The 10,740-nt window shown below is 71.0% G+C and carries 10 protein-coding genes and 1 tRNA gene; 9 read left to right on the top strand and 2 right to left on the bottom strand.

Annotated features, from left to right (window positions below):
- Positions 1-208 precede the first annotated feature (208 nt).
- The 8 genes from L2I40_RS11505 to L2I40_RS11470 all read left to right on the top strand — a co-directional run bounded on the left by L2I40_RS11505 (position 209) and on the right by L2I40_RS11470 (position 8,671).
- The gene (locus L2I40_RS11505) at positions 209-838 is read left to right on the top strand and encodes a GbsR/MarR family transcriptional regulator (RefSeq protein WP_237215098.1); all 630 of its coding nucleotides are present in this window, start codon (positions 209-211) and stop codon (positions 836-838) included.
- The gene (locus tag L2I40_RS11500) at positions 838-2,175 is read left to right on the top strand and encodes a cytochrome ubiquinol oxidase subunit I (RefSeq protein WP_237215097.1); all 1,338 of its coding nucleotides are present in this window, start codon (positions 838-840) and stop codon (positions 2,173-2,175) included. Before L2I40_RS11505 ends, L2I40_RS11500 begins: the two co-directional genes overlap by 1 nt.
- Before the next feature lies 1 nt (position 2,176).
- The gene (locus L2I40_RS11495; RefSeq protein ID WP_237215096.1) at positions 2,177-3,190 is read left to right on the top strand and encodes a cytochrome d ubiquinol oxidase subunit II; all 1,014 of its coding nucleotides are present in this window, start codon (positions 2,177-2,179) and stop codon (positions 3,188-3,190) included.
- A 201-nt stretch (positions 3,191-3,391) separates the two neighbouring features.
- Complete coding sequence (locus L2I40_RS11490; protein WP_237215095.1) at positions 3,392-4,999, top strand: ABC transporter substrate-binding protein; 1,608 nt, start codon at positions 3,392-3,394, stop codon at positions 4,997-4,999.
- Positions 5,000-5,129: 130 nt separating this feature from the next.
- On the top strand, positions 5,130-6,140 hold the full coding sequence (locus L2I40_RS11485; protein WP_237215094.1) for an ABC transporter permease: 1,011 nt from the start codon (positions 5,130-5,132) through the stop codon (positions 6,138-6,140).
- Positions 6,137-7,051 carry a nickel transporter permease gene (nikC, locus tag L2I40_RS11480; protein ID WP_237215093.1) on the top strand — a complete coding sequence of 305 codons (915 nt, stop codon included), beginning with the start codon at positions 6,137-6,139 and terminating at the stop codon, positions 7,049-7,051. The genes L2I40_RS11485 and nikC overlap by 4 nt, the downstream gene beginning before the upstream one ends.
- The gene (locus tag L2I40_RS11475; protein WP_237215092.1) at positions 7,048-7,884 is read left to right on the top strand and encodes an ABC transporter ATP-binding protein; all 837 of its coding nucleotides are present in this window, start codon (positions 7,048-7,050) and stop codon (positions 7,882-7,884) included. The genes nikC and L2I40_RS11475 overlap by 4 nt, the downstream gene beginning before the upstream one ends.
- A gap of 1 nt (position 7,885) precedes the next feature.
- Entirely contained in the window at positions 7,886-8,671 is a 786-nt protein-coding gene (locus L2I40_RS11470) for an ABC transporter ATP-binding protein (RefSeq protein WP_237215091.1), read from the top strand.
- A gap of 105 nt (positions 8,672-8,776) precedes the next feature.
- Here L2I40_RS11470 and L2I40_RS11465 read toward each other — a convergent pair whose 3' ends face one another.
- Both L2I40_RS11465 and L2I40_RS11460 read right to left on the bottom strand, forming a co-directional pair.
- Positions 8,777-9,019: a hypothetical protein gene (locus tag L2I40_RS11465; protein WP_237215090.1), complete on the bottom strand. Its 243-nt coding sequence runs from the start codon at positions 9,017-9,019 to the stop codon at positions 8,777-8,779.
- A 455-nt stretch (positions 9,020-9,474) separates the two neighbouring features.
- Positions 9,475-9,549, bottom strand: a tRNA-Thr gene (locus tag L2I40_RS11460).
- Positions 9,550-9,862: 313 nt separating this feature from the next.
- On the opposite strand from L2I40_RS11460, the gene L2I40_RS11455 reads away from it, so the two are divergent.
- The coding region (locus tag L2I40_RS11455; RefSeq protein ID WP_237215089.1) for an efflux RND transporter periplasmic adaptor subunit at positions 9,863-10,740 on the top strand (878 nt) is incomplete at its 3' end.

The raw sequence follows: 10,740 nt of genomic DNA, 5'->3' as shown, positions 1-10,740 counted from the left end.
GGCGGTCGGGCTGGCGGCGCCGCTCGCCGAGGCGTCGGAACCCGTGCGGCGCGCGGCGCGGGAGGCGGCGCTGACGGCGGCGGCGGAGGTCTCGCGCGGGCTGGGCTGGGACGGGGGGTGAGCGCACGCCGGGGGGCTTGACCCGGTGCCGAGATGACGTATCTGCAATTTCAGAAATTCCTGAAATCGCGAAAGCGTCGCCGGACCGATGAACCTCCCGCCCCTGATCCAGGCCTTCGTGCTGCATTTCGGCGAGATGGGCAGCCGCTGGGGCATCAACCGCACCGTCGGGCAGATCTACGCGCTGCTCTATGTCTCGCCGGAGCCGCTGAACGCGGATGCGATCGTCGAGGCGCTGGGCGTCTCGCGCTCCAACGTCTCGATGGGGCTGCGCGAGCTGCAGGCCTGGAACCTGGTGCGGGTGCGCCACGTGCCGGACGACCGGCGCGACCATTTCACCACGCCGGGCGACGTCTGGGAGATCCTGCGCGTGCTGGCGGAGGAGCGGAAGAAGCGCGAGGTGGACCCGACCTTGTCGGTGCTGCGCGAGCTGCTGATGCAGGCGCCGGCGAGCGAGGCGGAGCGCCACGCCCAGGCGCGCATGGCCGAGATGCACGGCCTGATCGAGCAGCTGACCAACTGGTACGAGGACGTCAGGAAGCTGGAAACCGAGCGTCTGGCACAGCTGCTCGCGCTCGGCTCGCGGGTCGCGCGGCTGGTCGAGGTGACGGACAAGGTCGTGTCGCTCGGGCGGTCGCGGAAGAAGGAGCCGTCCGATGACCGGAGCGCCGAATGGCGCGGAGGTCTGAATCGGCCGGCCTCGAGGGAGAAGAAGTGATGGACGCGCTGCTGCTCGCCCGCATCCAGTTCGCGGCCAACATCTCCTTCCACATCCTGTTCCCGACCATCACCATCGCGCTGGGCTGGGTGCTGCTGTTCCTGAAGCTGCGCTTCAACGCAACGCGCGACGAGGCGTGGATGGACGCCTACCGCTTTTGGGTGAAGGTCTTCGCGCTGTCCTTCGCGCTCGGCGTCGTCTCCGGCATCACGATGAGCTTCCAGTTCGGCACCAACTGGCCGGGCTTCATGGAGAAGGTCGGCAACGTCGCGGGCCCGCTGCTGGCCTATGAGATCCTGACGGCCTTCTTCCTGGAGGCGACCTTCCTCGGGATCATGCTGTTCGGCTTCCGGCGCGTGCCGGGCTGGGTGCATACCGGGGCGACCGTGCTGGTGGCCTTCGGCACCACGATGAGCGCCTTCTGGATCCTGGTTCTGAACAGCTGGATGCACACGCCGGCCGGCTTCGAGCTGCGCGACGGGATCGTGCATGCGACCGACTGGTGGGCGATCGTCTTCTCGCCCTCCATGCCGTATCGGCTCGCGCATATGCTGATCGCCTCGGGGCTGACCGTGGCCTTCCTGATGGCGGGGCTGTCGGCCTGGCGCTGGCTGCGCGGCGACCGCGCGCCGGGAGTGCGCGTCGCGCTGCGGACCGGCGTGGTGATGGCGGCGGTGCTGGCGCCGACGCAACTGGTCGTCGGCGACCTGCACGGGCTGAACACGCTGGAGCACCAGCCGGCCAAGGTCGCGGCGATGGAAGGCAACTGGGAGACGCGGCCGGGCGTGCCGCTGGTGCTGTTCGCGATCCCGGACGAGGAGCGCCGCGAGAACCGCTTCGAGATCGCGATCCCCTATGGCGCGAGTCTCGTGCTGACCCACAGCCTCGACGGGGTGGTGCCGGGGCTGAACGAGTTCGAGGGCAAGCACCCGCCGGTGGCGCCGGTCTTCTACGCTTTCCGGATCATGGTCGGGACGGGGATGCTGATGATCGCCATGGGCCTCGCCGCGGCGTGGTTCCTGTGGCGGCGCGGCGAGCTGCCGAAGCTGCTGCTGCGCGGCTTCGTGGTGATGACCTTCGCGGGCTGGGTGGCGACGCTGGCCGGCTGGTACGTGACCGAGATCGGGCGCCAGCCCTGGCTGGTCACGGGCGTGCTGACCACGGCCGATGCCGTCGGGCCGGTCGGGCCCACCGCCGTGCTGTCCACGCTGGTGATGTACCTCGCGCTCTATGCGGCGCTGCTGGTGGCCTATGTTGCGACGCTCTATCGCCTCGCGGCGAAGGGGCGCGTGGTGGAGCACCTGCCGGGCAACGTGCCCTTGCCTGCCGGAGCGTGACGTGACCCCGTTCCTCCCGGCCGAGACGCTCGCGCTGGCCTTCGCGGCGCTCATGGCGCTGGCGATCCTGCTCTACGTCATACTGGACGGCTACGACCTTGGCGTCGGGCTGCTGCTGCATGCGACGCCGGAGGAGCGCGAGCGCGACCGCATGATCGCCTCGATCGGGCCCTTCTGGGACGCCAACGAGACCTGGCTGGTGCTCGGCGTCGGCCTGCTGCTGGTCGCCTTCCCGACGGCGCATGGGATGGTGCTGACGGCGCTCTATCTGCCGGTCGCGCTGATGCTGGTCGGGCTGACGCTGCGCGGCGTGGCCTTCGAGTTCCGCGCCAAGGCGGCGACGCCGCTGGACAAGGCGCGCTGGGACCTTGCCTTCGCGGGCGGCTCGGCCATGGCAGCGTTGACCCAGGGCTGGATGCTCGGGCGCTACGTGCTGGGCTTTGACGATTCGGGGGCGGCGATCGCCTTCGCGGCGCTGTCGGCGCTCGGCGTCGCGGCGGCCTACGCGTTCATCGGCGCCTGCTGGCTGATCTGGCGGACCGAGGGCGCGCTGCAGAGGCGTGCGGTCGCCTGGGCGCGGCGGACGCTGTGGGTGGTGGCGGCCGGCATCGTCGGCGTGTCGCTGGCGACCCCGCTGGCCTCGCCGCGTATCCTCGCGCGCTGGTTCGAGATGCCGAACCTGCTGCTGCTGGCGCCCTTGCCGCTGGCGACGGGGGCGCTGGTGCTCGGGCTGTTTGCGCTGCTGCGGCACATGCCGCTGCCGGGCGATGCGCTGCGGCGGGTGCCCTTCTGGGCGGCGGTCGCGCTGTTCTGCCTGTCCTTCGCTGGCCTCGCCTGGTCCTTCTTCCCCTACATCGTGCCGGAGCGGCTGACGCTGTTCCAGGCGGCGAGCGCGCCGGAGAGCCTGTCGCTGATCCTGGTCGGTGCTGCGATCGTGATGCCGGTGATCCTGGCCTACACGGTGCTGGCCTGGCGGATCTTCGGCGGCAAGGCGGCGGACCTGCGGTACGATTGAAGGGCTCGGTGCCCTCAGGCGCCGGGCGCCGGCTCCGCCGGCTTGGCTGACGCGCCGGCCACGGCCGATGCGGCGGCGTGGTCGGTCTGGGCGCGGCGCGCATTCGCGCGCTCGGCTCGCCGCTGGCGAGCCGCCCGGGGGGACCGTTGACAGTCCGGTTGTCGGAACGCGAGAACCGGTCGACCCGCCGGAGACACCACCATGACCCCTCGCCTGCCGAAGCGCGCCCTGATCGCGGGTGGCGCTGCCAGCCTCGCCCTCGCCGCCCTGCCGGGCGCCCGTCCCGCCGTCGCGCAGACGCCACGCAACACGCTGGTGATCGCGGCGCAGATCGACAGCATCGTCTCGCTCGACCCGCACCATTCCTTCGAGATCGACGGCTCCGACGTCCTGAAGAACGTCTACGACCAGCTCTTCGTCATCGACGAGAGCAAGCCGACCGCGGAGATCCTGCCGGGCCTGGCGGAGTCCTTCGCCGTGTCGGAGGACGGGCGGACCTTCACCTTCCGCATCCGCCAGGGCGTGCGCTTCCATTCGGGCAACGCGCTGACGGCGGCGGACGTCGCCTTCTCGCTCCGCCGCCCGCTGCTCATCAACCGCACGCCGGCCTTCATGTACCGCTCGGTCGGGCTGACGCGCGAGAATGTCGAGCAGACGGTGCGCCAGACCGGCGACTTCGAGGTCCAGGTGACCTTCGACCAGGCCTATGCGCCGACGCTGATCCAGAACCTGTTCACGGCGACCATCGGCTCCGTCCTCGACAGCCGGCTGGTGCAGCAGAACGCCGGCGAGGACCTCGGCAACGCCTGGCTCGGGCGCAACTCCGCCGCGTCCGGCGCCTATCGCCTGGTGCGCTACCAGCCGAACGAGAGCTACACGCTGGAGCGCAACGACAACTGGTGGCGCGGCCGCGCCAACCTGCAGCGGGTCATCGTACGGCACGTGCCGGAAGCCGCGACGCAGCGGCTGCTGCTGGAGCGCGGCGACGTGGATGTCGCGCGCAACCTGACGCCGACGGACATCGCCGCGCTGCGCGGCCGGCCGAACCTCGGCATTGCGGAGTTCCCGCGCGCGACGATCATGTACTTCTCGGCCAATATGGGCGACCCGATCCTGGCCAATCCGCGCGTGGTCGAGGCGCTGAAGTGGCTGGTGGACTACGACGCCATCGCCAGCAACCTGCTGCCGGGCCAGGTCTTCCCGCACCAGTCCTTCATCCCGCGCGCCATCCTGGGCGAGGTGGACAGCCGGCCCTACCGCTTCGATCCGGACCGCGCCCGCCGACTGCTGGCCGAGGCCGGCCATCCGAACGGCATCCGCCTGACGATGGACACGGCGAACACCTTCCCCTCGCTCGACGTGGCGCAGGCGCTGCAGGCGAGCTTCGCCCGCGGCGGGGTGACGCTCGAGGTGCTGCCAGCCACGGGGACGCAGGTGCTGGCCAAGTTCCGCGCCCGCAACCACCAGCTCTTCATCGGGACCTGGGGCCTGGGCTATCCGGACCCGCACTACAACGCGGACAGCTTCGCGCATAACCCGCCGGGTGCGAACAACCCGGGCAAGCTGACCTGGCGCAACAACTGGAACATCCCCGAGCTGACGGCGCGGACCGAAGCCGCGATGCGCGAGCGCGACCAGAACGCGCGCGCCGCGCTCTACCGGCAGATCCAGGAGGAGTTCATCGCCACCTCGCCCTTCGCCGTCTTCGCGCAGCAGCAGGTGCAGGTGGCGATCCGCAGCAACCTCACCGGCTATCTCGCGAGCTCGCCGGGGCTGAGCGCGGTCTATTGGCGGGCGCAGAAGGGTTAGGCCGCATCTCGATCCGAGTTGAGCGAATGACACCCCCACCCCGACCAGCCTGCGGGGCCGGCTACGCCGCCACTTCGGCGTCCGATGCCTGTGGCATCGAACCCCCCGCAAGCGGGAGAGGGAGACCGGGATGACTGCGCTGCGCCGGGCGCCGGGCTTCCTGCTGCAGGTCGGGCTGACGCTGCTCGGCCTGCTGGCGGTGACGTTCTTCATCGGACGCGTGGTGCCGATCGACCCGGTGCTCGCGGTCGTCGGCGACCAGGCGCCGCGCGACGTCTACGAGGCGGTGCGGATCGAGCTCGGGCTGGACCAGCCTCTGTGGTGGCAGTTCTGGGTCTATGTCCAGAAGATGGTGACCGGCGACTTCGGCATGTCGCTCGTCACCAACCGCCCGGTGATCGAGGACATCGCCCGCGTCTTCCCGGCGACGCTGGAGCTCGCGACCTTCGCGACCATCATCGGCGTCGCACTCGGCGTGCCGATGGGCATCGCGGGCGCGGTGTGGCAGGACCGCTGGCCGGACCAGATCGTGCGCGTCGTGGGCCTGGTCGGCTACAGCGTGCCGATCTTCTGGCTCGGCATCGTCGGGCTGCTGGTCTTCTACGGCATCCTCGGCTGGGTGCAGGGGCCGGGACGGCTCGGCGTGTTCTTCGAGGACATCGTGCAGCCGGTGACCGGCGTGCTGCTGGTGGACGCGGCGGTCGCGGGCGAGTGGGAGGTGTTCTGGAACGCGTTCGGGCATGTGGTGCTGCCCTCCGCCGTGCTCGGCTACTTCTCGGTCGCCTATATCGCGCGCATGACGCGCAGCTTCATGCTGGAGCAGCTGACGCAGGAATACGTGGTGACGGCGCGCGCCAAGGGCGTGTCGGAAGCGCGCATCGTCTGGGTGCATGCGCTGCGCAACGTCTCCGTGCCACTGGTGACGGTCATCGCGCTGTCCTATGCGCGGCTGCTGGAGGGCGCGGTGCTGACCGAGACGGTCTTCGCCTGGCCTGGGCTCGGGCGCTACCTGACGACGGCGCTGCTGGCGGCCGACATGAACGCGGTGCTGGGGGCGACGGTGGTGGTGGGCGCCGTCTTCGTCGGCGTGAACCTGCTCTCCGACCTGCTCTACAGGCTGCTCGACCCGAGGGCGAAGTGAGCGAGGCCGCACCTTCCTGGCGCGACCGGCTGCTGTCGGACGCGCCGCGCTCGCGGCGCGAGGCGAAGCTCGGGCAGCTCTATCGCGGCTGGCTGCAGTTCCGGCGCAACCGGCTGGCGCTGCTCGGTCTCGTCATCGTGGTGGCGCTGGTGCTGGTGGCCGCCTTCGCGCCCTGGATCGCCACGCACCACCCCTATGAGCAGAACCTGGCGCAGCGCCTGCTGCCGCCGGGATCGCAGGGGCACTGGCTCGGCACGGACGAGTTCGGCCGCGACATCTTCTCCCGCATCGTGTACGGCGCGCGGATCACGCTCTACATCGTCGTGCTGGTCGCGCTGATCGCGGCACCGATCGGGCTGCTGGTGGGCACCGCGGCGGGCTATCTCGGCGGCTGGGTGGATGCGGTGCTGATGCGCATCACCGACGTCTTCCTGGCCTTCCCGTCGCTGATCCTGGCGCTGGCCTTCGTCGCCGCGCTGGGGCCGGGCATCGAGAACGCGGTGATCGCCATCGCGCTGACCTCCTGGCCGCCCTATGCCCGCATCGCGCGGGCCGAGACGCTGACCATCCGCAACAGCGACTACATCGCGGCCGCGCGGCTGCAGGGCGCGGGGACGGGGCGCATCCTGGCGCGACACGTCATGCCGCTGTGTCTCTCGTCGCTGACGGTGCGGGTCACGCTCGACATGGCGGGCATCATCCTAACCGCGGCGGGGCTCGGCTTCCTCGGCCTCGGCGCGCAGCCGCCGCTGGCGGAGTGGGGCGCGATGGTCTCGTCCGGGCGGCGCTACATCCTCGACCAGTGGTGGGTGGCGACGATCCCGGGGCTCGCGATCTTCGTGGTGTCGCTGGCCTTCAACCTGCTCGGCGACGGGCTGCGCGACGTGATGGACCCGAGAGGGAAGAAGTGAGTGCGCTGCTGGAGGTGGAGGACCTCCGCGTCACCTTCCAGACGCCGACGGGCCCGTTCCGGGCGGTGCGCGGCGTCTCCTTCGCGCTCGGGCGCGAGCGGCTCGGCATCGTGGGCGAATCGGGCTCGGGCAAGTCGCTGACCGGCCGCGCCATCATGCGGCTGCTGCCGGCGAACGCACGGCTGGAAGCGAAGCGGCTGGCCTTCGATGGGGTGGACCTGCTGACCGCCTCGTCGCGCACCCTGCGCGGCATCCGCGGCGCGCGGATCTCGCTGGTGCTGCAGGACCCGAAATACTCGCTGAACCCGGTTATGACGGTCGGCGAGCAGATCGCGGAAGCCGCGCGCATCCATGGCGGGATCGGCGCGGCGGCGGCGCGGCGGAAGGCGCTCGAGATGATCGCCGCGGTGCGCATCCGCGATCCGGAGCGGGTCTATCGGCTCTATCCGCACGAGGTCTCGGGCGGGATGGGCCAGCGCATCATGATCGCCATGATGCTGGTGCCGGAGCCCGACCTGCTGATCGCCGACGAGCCGACCAGCGCGCTGGATGTCACCGTGCAGATGCAGGTGCTGGCGATCCTCGACGATTTGGTGCGGGAGCGCGGGATGGGGCTGATCTTCATCAGCCACGACCTCGACCTGGTGGCGAGCTTCTGCGACCGCGTGTTGGTGATGTATGCCGGCCGCGTGGTGGAGCAGGTGGCGGCGCGCGATCTGGCCTCCGCCACGCATCCCTACACGCAGGGGCTGCTGAAGAGCCTGCCGCGGATCGGCGATGACCGGGCGGAGCTGCCGACGCTGTCGCGCGACCCGGCCTGGCTGGAGGGCTGAGATGGGCGGCCCCGCGATCTCGGTGCGCGATCTCTTCGTCACCTTCGGCAAGGGCGCCGACGCGGTGCGCGCGGTGCGCGGCGTGTCGTTCGACGTGGCGGAAGGCGAGAGCTTCGGGCTGGTGGGGGAGAGCGGCAGCGGCAAGTCCACCGTGCTGCGCGCGCTGGCGGGGCTGAACCGCGACTGGACGGGCGCGGCGAGCATCGCCGGGCTCGATGTCGCGACGCGGGACGCGCGGCTGCCGCGGATCGCGCAGATGGTGTTCCAGGACCCCTACGCCTCGCTGCATCCGCGCCACACCGTGGACCGGGTGCTGTCGGAGCCGCTCGAGATCCACGGCATCGCCGAGGTCGACCGGCGCGTGACGCAGGCGCTGGAGGATGTCGGGCTCGGGCCGGCCTTCCGCTTCCGGTATCCGAACCAGCTGTCCGGCGGGCAGCGACAGCGTGTCGCGATCGCGCGCGCGCTGATGCTGCAGCCGAGGGTGCTGCTGCTGGACGAGCCGACGAGCGCGCTCGACGTCAGCGTGCAGGCGGAGATCCTGAACCTGCTGAAGCGGCTGCGTGCGACGCAGCGCCTGACCATGATCCTGGTCAGCCACAACCTCGCGGTGGTGGCGCATATGTGCGACCGGCTGGCGGTGATGAGCCGAGGGATCGTGGTGGAGGAGATGGATGTCGCGACGCTGCGGCGGGAGGAGCCGAAGGTGCCCTACACGCGGCAACTGCTGCTGGCGAGCAAGGGCTACGACCGCGCCGTCGCGGCGCGCATGACCAACGAGGATTGAGACGCGCCGACCGGGCTGGCGGTCGTGCCGCGACGCCGATGCACAGGCAACGGGCCGCGGCGCGACGGGCGACGCGGCCTTCGCACGGTCCCGCGGCCTGCGGCCTCAGCGCAGCAGGAAGCGCAGCGCCAGGCTGACCGCGAGGGCCGCCGTGGAGGCTGCTGCGACGTCGTAGGCGATGTCGCGCTGCAGGAACAGGTTCGAGGCGGCGAAGACGAGCGCGAAGACGAATAGACCCGCCCAGACGACTCGGCGCAGATTTCTTTCGGACCAGAGCTGTTGACTACGCTTCGTGTCGCGTTCGACGCGATCCGCGTAGGTCAGAACTCGCTGACGACGTGCGTGCATTTTGGCGGAACTCCCGGGGGGGAATTGGAGCGCAACCATTCTCGTACCGGATGAACCGGTTGATGAAGGGCATATAGCACGTGGAATCGCAGGATTCGCTAGGGCTTCGCCGAATCTCACGAAACCGTGAGCACAATTTTCACGGATGCAACCCGAAGTAATCGGAAGTGCTCACGATCGTTTCTGTAGTAGAGCGGAAGGCGCAAAATTGAGACGGGTCGTTCGCGAGAATGAGAATGGGGTGGGTCTGCCGCCCGCGCTGCGTGCATCCGGAGCGGTGTCGCGCGGCGCGTCGATCGCCCAGGCCCGGGATGCAACCCGCGCCGGCCGGCGCAAGCCATGGGCGAGTGGTGGCGCGGAGAGGCCAGGCGGCCCGGCGGGGGGAGCCGTGATCGTCGGGACGGGAGGGGGCACTGCCCGCGAGCGGCGGCGCGCAAGTGGGGCGAGAAGGTGCGTGGTGCCGACACCCGGATTTGAACCGGGGGCCTACTGATTACGAATCAGTTGCTCTACCGCTGAGCTATGTCGGCCCGGGAGCGTGCGGCTCCAGCGGCGGGGGCTATAGCGGGCGGCAGGCGGCGGGGCAACCTCCGGGCTCTCCCGGGCGCGCCCCCTGCCGCAAGGCCACCGGCCCGCGGACCTTCCGCCTCGCAAGCCCGGCCTGTCGTGGCCGCGGGCGCGTAACCTTCGGGGCGGATGCCGGAGGAGACGCAGGATCGGCCGGGACCTGCCGCCCGGCCCGCCGGTTGCGAAAAACGGCGGTTCCTGAGCGGCTTACGCGCGGTCGGCGGAAGCGCGAAGCGGTTCCACCCGGGCGGGCGCTGCTCTAGGCTCGCCGGCGAGATGTCCCGACGCCTCCTGACCATCCTCGCGCTTCTCGTCCTGGGCGGGGGCGGGGCGTGGGTCTGGTGGACGCTGCCGCCTCGCGTCGTCATCGCCGCCGTCACCGCCGGGCCGGCGCTGGAGGCGGTCTACGCGACCGGGTCGGTCGAGCCGGTGAACTGGGCGCGCGTCGGCCCCGCCACCAGGGCACGGATCGTCGCCGTGCTGGCCGAGGAAGGCGCCCGCGTCACCGAGGGCCAGGCGCTCGCCCGGCTCGACGACCGCCAGGCGCGGCTGCTCGCCGACGAGGCGGAGGCGCGCGCCCGCTTCGCGCAGGAGGATCTCAACCGCACCCGCACGCTGGTGGCGCGCGACATTGCCGCACGGGCGACGCTGGAACGCGCCGAGCGCGACGCGCGCGCCGCGCGCGCCGCGGCGGATGCGCTGCTCGAGCGGCTGAACGACTTCGTGGTGCGCGCGCCGACCGACGGCGTGGTGCTGCGCCGCGACGCCGAGGTGGGCGAGGTGGTGGACACGCCCGCCAGCCTGTTCTGGATCGGCGAGCCGAGGCCGCTGCGCGTGACGGCCGAGGTGGACGAGGAGGACATCGCGCGGATCGCCGTGGGCCAGCGGGCGCTGCTCCGCGCGGATGCCTTCGCGGGCCGCGTGCTGACCGGCGAGGTGGCGCAGATCACGCCGAAGGGCGACACCACGCGGAAGGCCTATCGCGTGCGCATCACGCTGCCGGACGACACGCCGCTGATGATCGGCATGACGGTCGAGGCCAACATCGTGCTGCGCGAGACGGCGCAGGCCGTGCTGGTCCCGCCCGCGGCGGTGGTGCTGCCCGACGCGCCGCGGCGCACCACCGGGCCCGCCGCGCCGCCCCCGCCGCCGCC

The sequence above is a fragment of the Falsiroseomonas oryziterrae genome, assembly GCF_021864505.1.
Classification (GTDB): Bacteria; Pseudomonadota; Alphaproteobacteria; order Acetobacterales; family Acetobacteraceae; genus Falsiroseomonas; species Falsiroseomonas oryziterrae.
Note: the sequence above shows the minus strand (reverse complement) of the source record. Positions and strands in the feature narration are given on the sequence as shown.

Excerpts from the sequence above, each read along its gene's own strand:
- L2I40_RS11505 (WP_237215098.1), top strand. The coding sequence starts at position 209 with ATGAACCTCCCGCCCCTGATCCAGGCCTTCGTGCTGCATTTCGGCGAG.
- L2I40_RS11500 (WP_237215097.1), top strand. The coding sequence starts at position 838 with ATGGACGCGCTGCTGCTCGCCCGCATCCAGTTCGCGGCCAACATCTCC.
- L2I40_RS11490 (WP_237215095.1), top strand. The coding sequence starts at position 3,392 with ATGACCCCTCGCCTGCCGAAGCGCGCCCTGATCGCGGGTGGCGCTGCC.
- L2I40_RS11485 (WP_237215094.1), top strand. The coding sequence starts at position 5,130 with ATGACTGCGCTGCGCCGGGCGCCGGGCTTCCTGCTGCAGGTCGGGCTG.
- L2I40_RS11470 (WP_237215091.1), top strand. The coding sequence starts at position 7,886 with ATGGGCGGCCCCGCGATCTCGGTGCGCGATCTCTTCGTCACCTTCGGC.
- L2I40_RS11465 (WP_237215090.1), bottom strand. The coding sequence starts at position 9,019 with ATGCACGCACGTCGTCAGCGAGTTCTGACCTACGCGGATCGCGTCGAA.